The following is a 15,865-nucleotide window of genomic DNA, read 5'->3' on the forward strand; positions in this document are numbered from 1 at the left end:
CCCATGAGCACGGTTTTCAAACAGTCATTCAGACGATTTGCCTTAGTAGCGCTGCTGAGCGCTTTTCTAGGCCAGACCACTGCCTCTGCCCAGTCTCCCAATAATGCCCCGCCTTATGAGGGCGAACTGATGCGCTTGTCGGAAATTCTCGGTGCGCTTCATTTTCTGCGACCGCTCTGCGGCCATGACGATGAACCAAGCTGGCGCAATCAAATGGAAACTTTTCTCGAATCAGAAACCTTAGATGAGAATCGCCGACGCCGTTTCATCGAACGTTTCAACCAGGGAAACCGCGGATTTTCGTCCGTTTATCTCAGTTGCACAGCCTCTGCCCGTCTCGCAATGGAACAGTATATTGTCGAAGGTCGGACCCTGATCAGCGACGTCACAGGCCGTTACGGCCGATAATCCAGATCTCCGCGGCGTCACCTCTTACCGATTGGTTAACCTTCTTCATTAATATTGTGGGTGGCCATTAAGTTTGTGTTCACAGTTGGTTATCCGCTCTCTTCGCCGTGTTAGGATTTTTAACAGAAGATTCGGAAGCCACACCCGGCGGACAATCAAGATCCGCGGCTGTTCAGAACCAGTAGGGACAGAATGACTAACGACGAATATACAGATGCCGCTATGGAAGCCGAATTTGCCGAGGATGAAGATATCCGAAGGGCAGCATTGGGATTTATTTCCGACGCTTGGGCTGAAGCAATTGCATGCGGAGTAGATGCGGATGCAGTGGCGCATGCCGCCATGTTCACCGCCTTGGCAGACCTGGTTTCAACCTATGGGGAAGATGCAGTTGCAAAACTTGCGGAAGGATTGCCCGAGCGCATTCAACGGGGTGACTATACAGTCAACCGTATCCTGCAATAATTGCGGGACGGCTGTTCTGCCGTCCTTCTGCAAACGACATTTTATCATAAGACAGTCAAGGCGAGATCTGCGAACACGCAGATGCCAAAGAGAACCAGAATGGTTCCGGCAATTCGATTGGCTCTTCCGAGCCAATGGTCATCTATGTGACCACTGTATCGATTGACCAGACCCGAGATGAACGTCCACCAGCTTGCTGCCCCAAGTGCAACCCCAGCCACCAATGCGAGGGCACCAATGTGATCTTCTGGAGTTGGACGCCAACCTCCCAAGCCGCCAATGATGGCGATAAAACCTAAAACCGCTCCTGGATTCGTCAAAGTCAGGAAGAATGCTGCTGTTGCATCTGCCCAGACACTAGCCGCCCCGTCTGCCCCGTCTTTTTCCAGATGCGGATGACTTGTCATCACCTTCAAGCCAAAAACTATCAGCAACCCTCCGCCCACCAGCTTGATCATATCAACCTGGCCTTCGATGAATTGTGTAACTGCTGAAACGCCAAAGACGGCAACAGCAGCAAAAATCGTATCCGCGCATACAGCTCCCAAGCCGACAATGATGCCTTCCCGCATACCACGTTGAATGGCATGGCGAATCATCATGATGTTGACCGGTCCAACGGGCGCACTCGTGATCAGCCCGATTGCAATACCCACGGCTATGAAACCCAAAACGCTCACGCAGCTAATTTCCCGGAAAGTGTTAAACTCGCACATGCGATACAGGTGCCTGCCAACAGGCGCAAGACAGCATTGTATTTGCCTTGGCTATGGTCAATTGCACCCGTTTGCGTGTATGCAAATCGTGTGATTTTCCGCAGCACACGGTGAGGCTTATGCTCAGACGATTGATTCTGCTTGCAATTGCAACAAGCCTTGTTGGCATGCCTGCGCTCGCCAAGACGGTTCGGACGGATACAATCCGGATCACACCGCTGGAACCGCCCGCGAGCGGCGAGATCCCAAAAGCTGCTGAAAACGATATTTCCCTTGAGAGCGCAGCAGATCAAGAAGATGCGGCAGACGACAGCGTCGTTAAGGCGGAAGATGTTCCTGCTCCGCAAGTGCTCTATGATGTCACGGCCCTGCCCACTCCTGTCGCCCGCATGCATGACCAGCTTTTGGAAGCGGCCACTTCGGGAAATATAGAGCGGTTGCGCATGGTGCTTGAAAGCAACGAAATGCCGCCAACCCTTTCCCTGACTGAAATTGTAGACCCGATCGAATTTCTCAAGGAAAGCTCTGGGGATCCAGAAGGCGTTGAAATTCTCGCTATCCTTGCGGATACTCTGGATGCTGGATTTGTTCATACCGATGTCGGCACCGCGCAGGAAATGTACGTCTGGCCCTATTTCGCACGCTATCCCTTCAGCGCGCTAACGCCGGAGCAAAAAGTTGAAATGTATCGCATCGTCACAGCCGCAGACTTTGCCGAAATGGAAACCTTTGGTGTTTGGTTGTTCTACCGGGTTGGCATCGGTAAAGACGGCACTCTGCACTACTTTGTAGCGGGCGAATAAAGCTCCGCTGGATCCGACCCGATTTCCGCATAGAGTGCATAGCCGCGGTAGAGCGATGTGAACGACAGGCTATAGCCGGTCTGCTCGGCAAGAGACCTTAAAACAGTTTCCATCTCCGCCCTTGGAGAAACATGGAAACTCCTCAGCCAAGCGAAGAGTAAAGTCCGAAAGATCCTAGGCAGTGCATCTTGTTGTCCAAAATCCACTACTGAAATACGGCCACCAGATGCAAGCCGGGACACGCCAGCATTCAATGCCTCACGCCATACCGGGATCATCGACAGCGTGTAGGAGTAAATGATCCTGTCAAAAGACAACGCTCCGAAGACATCTGCGGCAGCGGGGTCAGATGCATCCCCCTGACTGACCAATATCCGATCGGCCAGCCCAGCTTTTTCGATATTACGTCTGGCCGTCTCTAGCATATGGTCTGAGATATCAATACCATAATATCTGGCATCCGGATGGCGCTGTGCTGCAGAGATCAGATTTCTCCCGGTGCCACAGCCAAGTTCAAGCACATGTGCACCAGACGGTGGCGCCAAACGTTCGATCAGAAGATCCCGGCCAAGTAGATAGTATTTCCGCGTCAGATCATAGATGTGACGCTGATTGCGATAGACCGCGTCCATCAACTGCGCCGTTTCAGCTGTTGCGGCCATTGGCCTTACCCCTTGTAAACGTAGAGGTGAAATCCGCCATAGATCGACGAGCGGTCTTGTTTCCCAAAACGCAGGCTTTCGTCTTCCTCATAGGTCCAGCGATCAAGAATGGCTTCTGAAACCCGACCAGGAAGCAGTGTCGGCTCTGCTGCTGTGCGGAAAATCACCCGAGCCCCTGAACGGGCCGTTCTGGTGATCTCTGACCACAAGGCATTGAGTTGTGCGTCCGTCATCCAGTCCTGTGCATCCAGAAGGACATAGGCATCCAGACTATCGCCTTCTTCGCCTTGAAGATGCTCTGTGAAATTGCGGTTGAGAACTCGCACGCGGCCAGCACGGCTTCTGATGTCCTCGAAATGCTCCCGCTTCAGATAGGGTGGCAGAGGACCGGCTTCTCCGGTCGGTTCCCCAGCCTGTGGAGCATAGCCACGGCTAAATGCCTGCCAGGCAAAATAGTTGTCCTGCATCGAGAAATCGCAAGCAAGTTTTTCCAAACGCTGTCGCAGAACCGACGACATGTCACCTTCTGCACTCGCAGACACAAGAGCCTCATATTGCGCAGGTGGGATGCCCAGGCCATAGAGCGACATCTTCTTGGAAGTTGCCCAGCGCACCAGGCGCTTGTCAAAAAGCGGTGCCAATGCCGTGTCAAAGAAATTGCGCTGCTCATCCATCGTCTTGGCGCGGACCATATGCTTGGGATCAATGCCATAAAGCTTGGCGATCAGATGGCCTGCACCGATGCAATAGCCCAATAGCCCATGATGATAGAGATCGCGGGAGAAAAGCGTAATCCGCTTTCGGCCCCAGCCTGCGATGTCCCGGCCTTCCCAATAGGCGCGAGCCTCGGTGTCCAGCTCGTCGCGGAGAAAACGATCATAGGCGGTGATATTTGCCTTTTCATCAGCTTCCCCAAAGAAACGGTAAAACGCATCATAATTTGGCAGACGCTTGGCAGCTAACAACTTCAATCGGCCAAGAGCGACATGTGCCCGGTTCAAATCAACCGCTGTGATATGCTCAGGATTGGCCGTGAGATAAGACATCACATTGCAACCACCAGAGGCAATTGCAACCATCCGGGAGCTGGAATTCAGTTGTAAGGCCTGCATATCGACATCCGGATCTTCCCAAATCTGCGGATAGACAAGACCTTTGAATGCGAAAGTGAAAAGCCGCTCAAGAATGCCTTCGCGCGAGGCCGCGTTGGAACGATGGACAGCGTTCTTCAAACGTGCCTTGGACGCATTGAGCGTGCTGGAGGACATAGCCTTCTCCCGATTGTCGCCTTTTCTTAAAGTGCAAGTCCGATACGGGAAACTGACGACAGTTTGGTGACGCCCATGAGGTTGGCAACAATCTTCAAAAAACAAAAGGCCCTCGCGATGCGAAGGCCTGATTGAAAAATCGTGCGAAAAAGCTTTTAGCTCTGATCTCTGAAATTAACGGGTAATGACTACAAAGTCCGTGCCAAGGCCGGTGTTGCGGGCAAAACTTCGATCCGTGATGATCAGGGAGGAACCAGGCGTCAACATCTCTGAAAGGTCTCGACGAACCTTGGGCGGCATCTGCAAACGATCAAGTGCATTACGCGGCGTGCCATGTGCTTCGCCCTCAGCGGAGACAGCCATCCACTCGACGGAGGTCGAGCCAGGTTTAAAGTCGAGTGCGGTGAAAACTTGAGTTCCCAGAGGATTGTCAGCATCGATCAACGTCACAGGAGCCTCGTAGATATCCTTGAACTTGCGGCGAATGCGGAGGGTCGCATTCTGCGGCTTTTCATAGCCTGCAGCAGCATAAACTTCCCGCATCAAACCATCAGTGATCTTGCCAGTTACCGGCAGATCTGCACCTTCTTGGAACAGGCTAATTGCAGCGCGCGTTTTACGCCCAGCAACACCGTCAGCATAGCCTGCCTTGAAGCCCATTTGATTGAGCAACCGCTGCAGCGTATGCGTCTCGCTTTCAGGCTTTTTCAGCGTCACGATCATCCGCAGCGGCTTGTCGAAATTCTTGTTCACTGGCGCCGGCGCAATAGCATCAGGCTGAATGGAAGCCGTTACCAAGGAACCGCGAAGGGCCGGGTCTGCTTCAATCATTTTCTTGGACAGGCTGGCAACTTCGGTACCGAATGACAGGGGCTGCGGCAGAATTTCGTGGCGGATCAACTCCGGAACAGCTTTCGCGTTGGTCACGACCACATGCATGCCTCTGTCGGTCATGCCAAACAGATCCTTGGCGAAAGTGTGCGGCATGCGAATACAGCCGTGGGAGGCTGGATATCCTGGCAGCTTGCCCTGATGCAGGGCAATACCAGACCATGTCAGCCGCTGCATGAAAGGCATCGGCGCATTGTTATAGATATTGGAAAAATGCTTACGGCGCTTTTCCAGAATGGAGAACACTCCGGTTGGCGTGCTGTTGCCCGGGCGACCGGATGAGATCGGCGACGAACTCAAAAGCTCGGTTCCCCGATAAACGTCGATCTTTTGATCTTCAAGGGAGATCAGCATCTGCATCGGGATAGTGCGATCAGTCTCTGCCTGATTGTCTCGGGCATGACCAGTTGTGGCCAACCCTGCCAAAACGGCAAGAGACGCTGCAGACAACTTTGTGACTCGCAAAAGATCCAATTTGAAAACCGGTTTTTTGATACGCATTACACCAACCATTTCCCCAAGAGCCCCTACGTAAGTTCTCTTCAAGTTCAAACAGGACCTTAAAATCAATCTATGTATTTTACGTTATTGAACAAGGTTACCGAAAGGTATGCCTGCTGGTTCTTAGAGATTACCATCATTAGGGTATTTGCCGTGTGTCTGGGATCACACTTTGATGAGCAGGGGTTCTGATACCGGCTCATCTCTCAGGAAAATGCCAACATCGCTTCCATAACAGACGCGACAGAGCGCGCATCAGTATCCGAGTCCCGAACCAGTTGATCAAAATGGTCTGTCAACGCCCGGATCTGACGGCTTTCGCGAAACACCATATAATGCGCCCCGATATAGACCACTGCCAGCAGGGGGCCAAAGATAGTCACCGGTGCGGAAAACACCACCTTGGTGTCGTATAAATAAAGCCTCAGTGAGGGATAGAGGTCCCGACAACACCTCGCCATATGTATGATCTGCTCTTCGCGGGCGGCCTTTGGCAATCCGCGCCAGTATCCTTCGCCACGCGCCAGAGATTCTACGAGCTCCCGGGAACAGCAGATCTCATAATCAGAGCCCGGACGACGAAGCCAATCTGCTCTGCTGCGCATGGCCGAAATTGCCTGATCAGGCGTGCGCTCCCGGAAGGCGGCATATTCAAACTCAAAGACCGCATCCGTTTTGAGAATGTCCGGCAGTGTTGCTGGAACATGGCGGATCTTGTAGCCCGCCGCTTCCAGGTGCCATTCATCGATCCGAACATCGGCGAAGGACCTCTCCGCCTCGGTCACACGAAAAGAGGAATCCAGCAGATCTGCCGCCGTCTCACTGCGTTCTGACAGGCCCAATAACCAATCGACGCTGACTGACAGGGCTGAAGCGCATTCAGCTGCCAGATGCGCATTGGGCAACCGGGCGTCTCCTTCCCCCAGAAGCTGCGCAATTGTTGACCGGTCCGCACCGCAGATCCGGGCCAACTTCGCCCGGCTCATGTCCCCATGGGACATGGCTTCTGCTAAGCGATGGCGAAAAAGAGTTGATCGTTCTCGTTTATCCATAGAATAATATAATCACCATCAGAGATTAAAATCAACAAAGTAGACTTTATGCAGAGAAGATACAGACTTCCACCAGCCTGTTTTTCATTTTTATATCAATTAGATAATTCCGACATCTCCACCCGGCACGCATTATTGGATCATCGACTTCATGGATACGACGAAGCGCACGCTCTTGAAGGCGGTAACCTGGCAATTGCTCGGCCTGATCACAGTCACTGCGCTAAGCTATCCAGCAACAGGCTCCCTCTGGGCTGCCATGGCACTCGCCTTGAGCGCGTCAGTTACCGGATTTGTAGCCTTTTTCATTCATGAGAAAATCTGGAACAGAGTGTCCTGGGGGCAGTCACCGCACATAAATAAACGGCCCGCCGAGGTTGGCAGGCCGTTTGAATTACATCATTGAGAATGAGCTATCTCAGCTGCGTGGCAAGCCATCTTGAAACAGCACTGCTTCACCTTGTGAAGGTGTTGTCAGTTCACCATCCCACATAATTTTCTGGCCACGGACAAATGTCCCCATGGGCCAACCGGTAACTTCTTTACCGTCGTAAGGCGTCCAGCCACACTTGGAGGCGATCCAATTATTCTTGATGGTCTCGCGTTTTTTCATATCAACTATGGTGAAGTCCGCATCATATCCGGCAGCAATCCGGCCCTTGCGTGCGGTCTGGAACAAACGTGCCGGCCCCGCGCTCGTCATATCTACAAAGCGCGCGAGCGACAGTCGGCCAGCATTCACATGATCAAGCATAATTGGCACCAGCGTCTGTACACCAGGCATGCCGGAAGGCGACGTCGGATAGGGCTTTTGTTTTTCTTCCAATAAGTGCGGCGCATGGTCTGAGCCGAAAATATCCAAAATCCCTTGCGATAGACCCCACCAAAGTCGTTCTCCATGATGGGCTGCCCTGACGGGTGGATTCATCTGAACCAAGGTTCCCAAACGTTCATAGGCTTCATCGGTCAGTGTCAGGTGATGTGGCGTAACCTCGATCGAGGCCACATCCTTGTAATCCATCAAAAAATCCACTTCTTTGGCTGTCGACAGATGCAGAATATGAATCTTTGCCCCAACTTCACGCGCATTACCAACAAGGCGCTGCGTGCATTGAAGCGCCGCAATTTCGTCGCGCCAAACCGGATGAGATCGTGGATCATTCTCAATCTGCTTGCCCTGTCTCTCGCGCAAGCGGAACTCATCTTCTGAATGAAAAGCCACCCGACGACGCGTTGTGCCGAGAATATCGCGAACACCCGCATCGTCTTCAACCAGAAGGTCACCCGTCGACGACCCCATGAAGACCTTGATACCGGCTGCACCTGGCAACCTTTCCAGCTCAGGAATGTCCTTGACGTTCTCCCGCGTGCCACCAACCCAGAAGGCAAAATCGCAATGCATTCGGTGATGACCTCGACTGACTTTGTCAGCCAGCGCTTCTGAGGACGTTGTCAGTGGGTTGGTATTCGGCATCTCAAACACTGTTGTAACACCCCCCATCACGGCGGCACGCGACCCGGATTCCAAGTCTTCTTTATGATCCAACCCCGGCTCACGAAAGTGTACCTGACTGTCAATCACGCCTGGCAAAACATGGAGGCCGGTGCAATCCACTGTTTCGCCAGCCTGGGCGGCATCAAAGGCCCCCAACTCGACAATCCGGCCACCACCCACCGCGACATCGCGAACTGCCTCGCCATCCTGATTGACCACCGTTCCACCTTTAAGAATCAGGTCATAGGTTTGAGGCAAGGTCATAACTCCCGTATATATTTCAAAAAGATGATCGCCTTATACGCCGTAGACAGGCCAAGAACCAGTCTCCAGGCAGAATGGCCGGTTCCAATTCTGACCTTGCCCGTGCGACCAAAGCCACCTATGTCGCACACATAGATGATACGCACCGGACGCTGGGGACCTATCGATGAGCCACCTGCATTACGCAATCCTGAAAAACCGCAGTTTGATTGCAATCGGCGGCGAGGAAGCGACGCATTTTCTGCAAAATCTCGTCACTTGCGACCTGGACCAGGTTCAGGAAACCGGAGCCGGGTTCGGCGCGCTCCTGACACCACAGGGAAAAATCCTGTTCGATTTTCTCATAGCAAAGACCGAAGACGGCTATCTGCTTGATACGCCACGTGAGACGCTGGCAGAGTTCAGCAAGCGGCTGACATTCTACCGGCTGCGCGCCAAGGTGGTGATCGAGGCTCTGGATGACACCATGGGGGTTATCGCATCATGGCACTCAACTGATACCACCATCAGCCCCGCCTTTTCCTCTCTAGGTGTTACGATTTCCGATCCGCGACTGGCTGACCTTGGCAACAGGCACTTGGGCGTCATCGCCGATATGAGCAAAGCGATGGTCCTGGCAGGAGCGAGTGAAGAAACACCGGATGTCTATGCACGGCACCGGATTTCGCTTGCAGTCCCGGAAAGCCTTTCCGACTACGCTTATTCAGACATCTTTCCCCATGACGCAGACATGGATCAACTCAACGGCGTTTCATTTTCCAAAGGCTGCTATGTCGGACAGGAAGTCGTATCGCGCATGCAGCACCGGGCAACAGCACGCAAACGGATGATCCTGATCTCAAGTGATGCCCTATTGCCAGAAGCAGGAGCCACAATCACAGCGGATGGCAAGCCCGTTGGCACTTTAGGATCCAGCACTCAAAATGGTGATCGTCATCTGGGGATTGCGCTCGTCCGTCTTGACAAGGCAAAGGCAGCTCATGACAAAGGCGTGTCATTTATATGCGATAACATCGACGTAAAATTGGACCTTCCCGAGTGGGCCAAGTTTACGTGGCCTTCTGACCCCGCAGACGTCTGACAGTCTCTGTTCCACATCTCCGGTCCTCACTCAAATTTCGAGACATCATGCCTGCAGATACGTCCGCTTCCGCCCCAAGAGCTTGGCAACGCATGCTTTCAGGTCGCCGTCTGGACCTCCTGGATCCCTCGCCGCTTGATGTCGAGATATCAGACATTGCCCACGGGCTCGCCCGGGTAGCGCGCTGGAATGGCCAGACCCACGGCGATCACGCCTTCTCGGTCGCCGAACACAGTCTCGTTGTTGAAGACATCGCACTTCAGCTCAAGCCGGACCTGCCTCCACATTGGCGTCTTGCAATTTTGCTGCATGATGCTCCGGAATATGTCATTGGCGACATGATTTCGCCGTTCAAGGCGGTCATGGGCGGCTCCTACAAGGCAGTGGAAAGCCGGTTGCAAGCAGCCATTCATCTTCGGTTCGGCCTGCCTGCCGAGATCCCTCAAACGTTCAAGAAGCTGGCCAAACGCGCAGACATCATTTGCGCCTATTATGAAGCCATTGAGCTGGCAGGCTTCGATGAGAGCGAGGCGGCGAAGATTTTCGGCAAAGTGCGCGGTTTTACGCCGACGGGAGATATCCCAGGACGGCTTGGGCTAACTCCCCTTCCGGCCTCAGAAGCGCAAGAATTATTCCTTAATCGCTTTGCAGAGATAGAAGCTCTCATTGAAGCTGGGAAAAACAATCAAAAGTCGTCGCGTTAACGGGTGACCTGAGGCCTTTGGGCAGGTACGATTCGCTCAGAAAACAAATCAACGGATCACCATGCTTCACGTCTGCTCCCTGTCTCGCCTGAACGAAACCGTCACCAAGGTTGGTGCAGGCCACCTTGTCACGCTGATCAATGCAGACGCGGACGTGCCCACTCCTGACTGCATTTTACCTGAACGGCATCTCTTCCTCGGCCTCAATGACATCGCAATTCCGATCGACGGCCTGGTGCCGCCTGCAGAAGCCCATGTTCATCAGCTGCTCGACTTTGCAGGCACCTGGAACCGGAAATCCCCGATGGTTGTGCATTGCTGGGCCGGGATCAGCCGATCCACTGCGGGGGCCTACATCACGGCTTGCGCGCTAAACCCAGACTGGAACGAGCGGGAACTGGCTCAGGAACTACGCCGCCGTGCACCATCTGCCACACCAAACGGCAGGCTTGTTGCCATGGCAGACAAGATCCTTGCTCGTCAAGGGCGAATGATCGAAGCCATTCGAGAGATCGGTCGCGGTGCCACAGCCTTCGAAGGCACTCCATTCGAAATGCCAATTAGCTAGCTCCGTCAACAAACAGGACCAGCCATGCCCCTGCCGAATGCCCCAATCGAAATCGGCCTCAACGCCGTCATTGTTGCGGTTTCGGATGACATGCCTCAGATCGTTCAGGTCGGAAACGGAGCGGGCCGAAACCCGGACAGCTTGCCATTCGGGCGATTTGATCCTCTACATCATCGAACATTTGAAATTGGCCTGAGGGCCTGGGTCGAAGACCAGACGGCGCTCAGCCTTGGATATGTCGAGCAGCTTTACACCTTTGGCGATAGAGGCAGACACCGGACACGGGACGACGCTGATCCGCACGTCGTCTCAGTTGGCTATCTGGCCCTGACGCGACAGACTCCGGACTCTGAACAGGTGCTGGCCAAACACCACTCGGCCTGGAGAAGCTGGTACGATTATTTCCCTTGGGAAGACTGGCGCAATGGCCGTCCGAACATGCTGGATCTGGAAATCCTGCCCGCGCTCAACTCATGGGCAGAGATCCCGCCACCGCCCGGTACACCGCACCGAGCGCTCAATCGCATGGAACGCCTCAAGCTTGCCTTCGGCACCGTTGACACTGAATGGGACGAAGAACGAGCTCTGGAACGCTATGAGCTGCTGTATGAGGCCAGCTTGGTGGAAGAGGCCCTGACGGATGGTCGACCCGCCGCACTGAAACGCCCTCATTTACCAAAGTTTGGTCGCCCGATGCGCTTCGACCACCGCCGCGTGTTGGCAACCGCTATTTCCAGATTGCGTGCCAAGCTGAAATACCGACCTGTCGTGTTCGAGTTGATGCAGGACACCTTCACACTGACCGAGCTGCAGGCTTCGGTCGAGGCTATTTCAGGCCGCCACCTGCACAAGCAAAACTTCCGCAGGCTGGTTGAGAACGCTGATTTGGTCGAGCCAACCGGTGCGACCTCGACCACCACGGGTGGGCGACCAGCGGCCCTGTTTCGCTTCCGGCATGGACTTTTGAAGGAACGCCCCGCCCCAGGGCTTCGTCTCGGCGGCCGCTGAACAACGCTTATTATTCTCCCTCGCCGAACCGCGCTTAACCATAACGCTTGCATTTCGCATCAAGTGACGCAGGGGAAAAATAGAATTTCAGGCCATTAACTCTCTTTCAAGGTTAAAGCGTCACCCTCAATTTGATTGCATTTGGAAAGATTCAAATGACCAGTATCGTCCGGGCGTTTTCCGGACACGCGTATCGAGTTGGAGTTGGCTGCGTATGTCTGGCCCGCGTAACCGTTTGCCCTCGCAAAGGGCAACATCACGAGTATCTGCAACGCAGGTAAAACCGCCTGTTGCACGGACAAAGCTGAAGCGCCTTGTCTTCGCTTCCCCACTTGCTTTCATGTTCCTGACCAGTTCTATCGGACAACAGGACATTCTGTCTCTTTTGACGCAAAAGCAGACAGATGCCCCACGCTGGATGATGGCGCTGGAACCCGCCCAGTTTGCGACCGAAATCACGCCACGGCTTTCCCTTGCAAGACATCCCTCAGCAGCGGTTGACCCAATGAGGTCGCGACAACTGACATTGACGTCTGCGGCCGATGGCGTCCGCGACACCTATGTGTCCGGCCTTGCCAAACTTGCTGCCGAAATCGCCCCAACTGAAATCCCTGACGAAATTGCAGTCAACCGCTCTTCAAAAGGGAACAGGCACATAACACTAGCGCCTGACCGCCAGATGGTCGATATGGCAGCGGGTGCCATTTATTCAATACCCAGCATGATCGGCGGCGATGCAGAACGGGCCGATTTGCCACGCGTCTCGTTCGTCAAGCCACAGCCTTTGACCAAACAACAGTCCACTATGCTGGCAAGCATACCAACGCGAACACCCGGCTCGAACGGTCCGATGGACCTGCAACAGGTGATGTCAGCACGCAATGCAGCTGCGGCCAGCTTCTCGCTTGTCTCGGCCTATGCACCGGACTCGGTTCAGGACACCAAGGAACCATTCAACGCGCTCTTTGGCGCAGCCAAATACGAGCAGGATGCTCCGCCTCCAGAAGATCCTGAAAACCCGCATTGGTGGGCGCAAAAGCCCTTGCCACTATCCGTCGGTTCGGCGAAAGAACAACGCTGTCTGGCTGAAGCTATTTATTTTGAAGCGCGCGGCGAGGTTGAAGAAGGCCAGGTGGCTGTTGCCCAGGTCGTGCTGAACCGGGTGAAGAATCCATCCTATCCAAATTCCATTTGCGGTGTTGTCTATCAGAACAAGCACAAGCGGAATCGATGCCAGTTCTCCTTTGCCTGTGACGGCATCAAGGACCGCATTACCCAGCCTGCCAGCTGGAAAACCGCGCGACGCCTCGCCAAAGAGGTCACTGGCGGCAAGCAATATCTGAAAATGGTCGATGCATCGACCCACTACCATGCCACCTACGTCGCCCCCCGTTGGGCGAAGTCCATGGCCAAACGCGGCCAGGTTGGCGAGCACATTTTCTACAAGACCTATGCCGGTGGCTGGAATTGACGCAAAAACCTTCCTCGTTTAACCAAACTCTGCCCACAATGGTGGAACCCATCAATCGACATCAACCTTAGTAATCTGCCGCGATGCACGCGCATAGAGCTGCTAATTGGAAGTGGGCGTCAAAATCCGCCTTAAACCTAAAGTCCAGAGCTATTTTAATTCGATCTCCTTTGGCTGGTATTACCCACAGTCCGAAATACTCTCGATCTTCATCCATCCGTAAACACCAGTCTGCCAAATAACATCCTGATTGATATCATGCCTCACCCAAGCCCAACCTTCGGCTTGAGTGGGCGCAAGATCTTCTGCCGGATATTCCACCAAATCGCCGAGTGGGATTTTCCGTATAATTCCCGAAGTCTCATCGGCAAGGCGGTAAAGGCCAATACTTTCGGCTCCCTGCACATTCGATATTATCGAACAGGCGATTGTTGAATTTGCTGTTGCTGTCATGGCAAGTAAAACACTTACACTCGCTGCACAATAAAAGCGTTGTGCCATTATTATACTCCAACCAACTGCTGATGGGCCATCATTCCATTTTTTCCTATTCCGCTCCTAGAACCGCAGAAAGCCACCTGACCCTGCTTCAAAAACCATGATGCACGTCAGGTCGCTCCTATTGATGAACTATGATCCATAGTCTTCTAAACTGTCACCCGCGGCAAATTTAGGGCTAATAATGATTTTACCATCATAGCGCCTATCAATCCCTTCCAGATTAGCGTGCCCTGGCGCACGAGATATGATCAATAGAACAACGCAAAATGCGACACATTTTCAGACGCCTCCCGTGTCTATTTGATAGACGATACTTCAAACTGTTAACAGGCTAGGGTCCCGCAAGGTTTGACAAGACAGACTTGAGGATTATTCCTTGCCTCAGGCATGACCCATACCGGGGTGCCGGATCGACTTATCTCGAAGGATCACATCATGAATTACCCTCGGCTCCTTGCCGTCCCGGCTCTCATGCTGGCCACGTCCCCTGCCTTTGCCCACGTGGACCCTGAAGCGCACGGATCGTTCGCTGCCGGTTTCACCCATCCCGTCTTTGGTCTTGACCATGTGCTCGCGATGATTGCCGTTGGCCTTTGGGCGGCCTTACTAGGCGGCAGAGCTATTTGGGGGCTTCCCACTGCCTTTGTCGGCTCAATGGTCATAGGCTTTGTTTTATCTCTAACGGGTCTGCATATACCGTTCGTGGAGCCGGTCATACTGGCGTCCGTCGTCGCCCTTGGCGCTCTTGTGGCGATTGCTGCAAGGTTTTCCTTGCCCCTGAGCATGGCTCTCGTCGGCATTTTCGGCTTTTTTCACGGCCACGCCCACGGCGGCGAAATCGGCGGAGCGGGAGAATTCGGCTATGCGGCTGGCTTCATTTCAGCGACCGCCTTGCTGCACGCAGCCGGTGTACTGATCGGCTACGGAGCCAAAGTTGGCCTTGGCCCTGAAACACGACGCGGCGAGATCGCTACGCGATTCCTCGGCGGCGTCACGGCTCTATGCGGATTGGCCCTGATGGCTGGGTAATCAAAACCAGCTATCGCCTTTCTCGGGCTTTGTCCCGAGTGTAAAACACTGCAAACAAGTTGCATCCTCGGCACACCGCCGAGGATAGCGCCCGCAAATACACTAGATCTTCATCTAACCAATCTCTATATCGAGACCCAGATCCAGTATCGGCGCGGAGTGGGTGATCCAGCCGGAAGAAATCAGATCAACGCCTGCTTCTGCGATGTTTTTGACGGTATCAGCTTCAATCCCGCCAGATGCTTCCAACAGAACTTGACCGCCTGCGATCCTAACAGCTTCACGCAAAAGATCCGGGCCCATATTGTCCAACATGACAACATCGGGTGTTAGCGGCAAAGCCTCACGCAACTGATCCAGCGTATCAACTTCCACCTCGATCTTGACCAAATGACCAGCGAAGGCCTTGGCCGCTTCGATAGCTTGCCTGACGCCGCCAGCAACGGCGATGTGGTTGTCCTTGATCAGAATAGCATCGTCCAGACCGAAGCGGTGGTTGGAACCACCACCGCAGCGCACTGCATATTTCTCAAAGGCGCGCAGGCCTGGCGTTGTCTTGCGGGTACAGACGATGTCTGCCTTGGTGTGGGCAATCAGATCGGCAAATTGTGCTGTTGCCGAGGCGATACCAGAGAGATGACTCAGATAGTTTAGAGCGACCCTTTCAGCTGACAAAATAGCGCGGGCAGGCCCTGACATACGAGCAACGATCGTGCCTTGTTCCAGCCGGTCACCATCTGCGGACAGGCTTTCAAACTGCACATCGCTGTCGGTCTGACGAAACGCACTTTCCGCGAGCTCCAACCCGGCCAGAACACCGGGCTTGCGAGAAGCGATAATCGCCGTTGCACCCTTATCCGCCGGAATGGTCGCCTGGCTTGTGATATCACCAGCTCTGCCCCAATCTTCAAGCAAGGCTGCTTTTACAGCTTCATCGACCATCAGTTTCGGCAGAACCGGAAGATAAGCACTCATGGA

General features: G+C 53.8%; 18 protein-coding genes. 10 read left to right on the forward strand and 8 right to left on the reverse strand.

Going from position 1 to position 15,865, the window contains the following annotated elements; all coding sequences use genetic code 11:
* The first annotated feature begins 3 nt into the window (after positions 1 to 3).
* Entirely contained in the window at positions 4 to 408 is a 405-nt protein-coding gene (locus tag V6575_RS04980; protein WP_340273011.1) for a TIGR02301 family protein, read from the forward strand.
* Positions 409 to 600: 192 nt separating this feature from the next.
* Complete coding sequence (locus V6575_RS04985; RefSeq protein WP_340273012.1) at positions 601 to 873, forward strand: hypothetical protein; 273 nt, start codon at positions 601 to 603, stop codon at positions 871 to 873.
* Between the two features lie 44 nt (positions 874 to 917).
* Here the strand turns inward: V6575_RS04985 and V6575_RS04990 are convergent, their stop codons facing one another.
* Positions 918 to 1,553 carry a LysE family translocator gene (locus V6575_RS04990; protein ID WP_340273013.1) on the reverse strand — a complete coding sequence of 212 codons (636 nt, stop codon included), beginning with the start codon at positions 1,551 to 1,553 and terminating at the stop codon, positions 918 to 920.
* A 155-nt stretch (positions 1,554 to 1,708) separates the two neighbouring features.
* Between V6575_RS04990 and V6575_RS04995 the strand changes: the two genes are divergently transcribed.
* Entirely contained in the window at positions 1,709 to 2,392 is a 684-nt protein-coding gene (locus V6575_RS04995) for a hypothetical protein (protein WP_340273014.1), read from the forward strand.
* On the opposite strand, the gene V6575_RS05000 is transcribed toward V6575_RS04995, so the two are convergent.
* The 4 genes from V6575_RS05000 to V6575_RS05015 all read right to left on the reverse strand — a co-directional run bounded on the left by V6575_RS05000 (position 2,371) and on the right by V6575_RS05015 (position 6,715).
* The gene (locus tag V6575_RS05000; protein ID WP_340273015.1) at positions 2,371 to 3,054 is read right to left on the reverse strand and encodes a class I SAM-dependent methyltransferase; all 684 of its coding nucleotides are present in this window, start codon (positions 3,052 to 3,054) and stop codon (positions 2,371 to 2,373) included. The two genes, V6575_RS04995 and V6575_RS05000, sit on opposite strands and share 22 nt — an antisense overlap.
* Before the next feature lie 5 nt (positions 3,055 to 3,059).
* On the reverse strand, positions 3,060 to 4,322 hold the full coding sequence (locus V6575_RS05005) for a BtaA family protein (protein WP_340273016.1): 1,263 nt from the start codon (positions 4,320 to 4,322) through the stop codon (positions 3,060 to 3,062).
* Positions 4,323 to 4,496: 174 nt separating this feature from the next.
* The gene (locus V6575_RS05010; protein WP_340273017.1) at positions 4,497 to 5,714 is read right to left on the reverse strand and encodes a L,D-transpeptidase; all 1,218 of its coding nucleotides are present in this window, start codon (positions 5,712 to 5,714) and stop codon (positions 4,497 to 4,499) included.
* A gap of 206 nt (positions 5,715 to 5,920) precedes the next feature.
* A complete protein-coding gene (locus V6575_RS05015) occupies positions 5,921 to 6,715 on the reverse strand; it encodes a helix-turn-helix domain-containing protein (protein WP_340273018.1) in 795 nt (264 codons plus the stop codon).
* 202 nt (positions 6,716 to 6,917) lie between these two features.
* Between V6575_RS05015 and V6575_RS05020 the strand changes: the two genes are divergently transcribed.
* Positions 6,918 to 7,172 (forward strand): DUF2061 domain-containing protein, encoded by a 255-nt coding sequence (locus V6575_RS05020; protein ID WP_340273019.1) that lies wholly within the window; start codon positions 6,918 to 6,920, stop codon positions 7,170 to 7,172.
* Between the two features lie 12 nt (positions 7,173 to 7,184).
* On the opposite strand, the gene V6575_RS05025 is transcribed toward V6575_RS05020, so the two are convergent.
* Complete coding sequence (locus V6575_RS05025) at positions 7,185 to 8,519, reverse strand: dihydroorotase (RefSeq protein ID WP_340273351.1); 1,335 nt, start codon at positions 8,517 to 8,519, stop codon at positions 7,185 to 7,187.
* Between the two features lie 172 nt (positions 8,520 to 8,691).
* On the opposite strand from V6575_RS05025, the gene ygfZ reads away from it, so the two are divergent.
* The 5 genes from ygfZ to V6575_RS05050 all read left to right on the forward strand — a co-directional run bounded on the left by ygfZ (position 8,692) and on the right by V6575_RS05050 (position 13,357).
* Positions 8,692 to 9,606 (forward strand): CAF17-like 4Fe-4S cluster assembly/insertion protein YgfZ, encoded by a 915-nt coding sequence (gene ygfZ / locus V6575_RS05030; RefSeq protein WP_340273020.1) that lies wholly within the window; start codon positions 8,692 to 8,694, stop codon positions 9,604 to 9,606.
* 47 nt (positions 9,607 to 9,653) lie between these two features.
* A complete protein-coding gene (locus tag V6575_RS05035) occupies positions 9,654 to 10,310 on the forward strand; it encodes a YfbR-like 5'-deoxynucleotidase (RefSeq protein WP_340273021.1) in 657 nt (218 codons plus the stop codon).
* Between the two features lie 61 nt (positions 10,311 to 10,371).
* Positions 10,372 to 10,878: a tyrosine phosphatase family protein gene (locus V6575_RS05040; RefSeq protein ID WP_340273022.1), complete on the forward strand. Its 507-nt coding sequence runs from the start codon at positions 10,372 to 10,374 to the stop codon at positions 10,876 to 10,878.
* A 24-nt stretch (positions 10,879 to 10,902) separates the two neighbouring features.
* Positions 10,903 to 11,886, forward strand: a complete 984-nt coding sequence (locus V6575_RS05045) for an NUDIX hydrolase (protein WP_340273023.1) — start codon at positions 10,903 to 10,905, stop codon at positions 11,884 to 11,886.
* Positions 11,887 to 12,100: 214 nt separating this feature from the next.
* Entirely contained in the window at positions 12,101 to 13,357 is a 1,257-nt protein-coding gene (locus V6575_RS05050; RefSeq protein ID WP_340273024.1) for a cell wall hydrolase, read from the forward strand.
* Between the two features lie 180 nt (positions 13,358 to 13,537).
* Here V6575_RS05050 and V6575_RS05055 read toward each other — a convergent pair whose 3' ends face one another.
* Positions 13,538 to 13,858, reverse strand: coding sequence for a hypothetical protein (locus tag V6575_RS05055; RefSeq protein ID WP_340273025.1), 321 nt, complete (start codon positions 13,856 to 13,858; stop codon positions 13,538 to 13,540).
* Positions 13,859 to 14,293: 435 nt separating this feature from the next.
* On the opposite strand from V6575_RS05055, the gene V6575_RS05060 reads away from it, so the two are divergent.
* A complete protein-coding gene (locus tag V6575_RS05060) occupies positions 14,294 to 14,887 on the forward strand; it encodes a HupE/UreJ family protein (protein ID WP_340273026.1) in 594 nt (197 codons plus the stop codon).
* A 114-nt stretch (positions 14,888 to 15,001) separates the two neighbouring features.
* Here V6575_RS05060 and nadC read toward each other — a convergent pair whose 3' ends face one another.
* A complete protein-coding gene (gene nadC / locus V6575_RS05065; RefSeq protein WP_340273027.1) occupies positions 15,002 to 15,862 on the reverse strand; it encodes a carboxylating nicotinate-nucleotide diphosphorylase in 861 nt (286 codons plus the stop codon).
* Positions 15,863 to 15,865: the final 3 nt, after the last annotated feature.

It is taken from the genome of Roseibium algae (assembly GCF_037783265.1).
Taxonomy (GTDB): Bacteria; Pseudomonadota; Alphaproteobacteria; order Rhizobiales; family Stappiaceae; genus Roseibium; species Roseibium algae.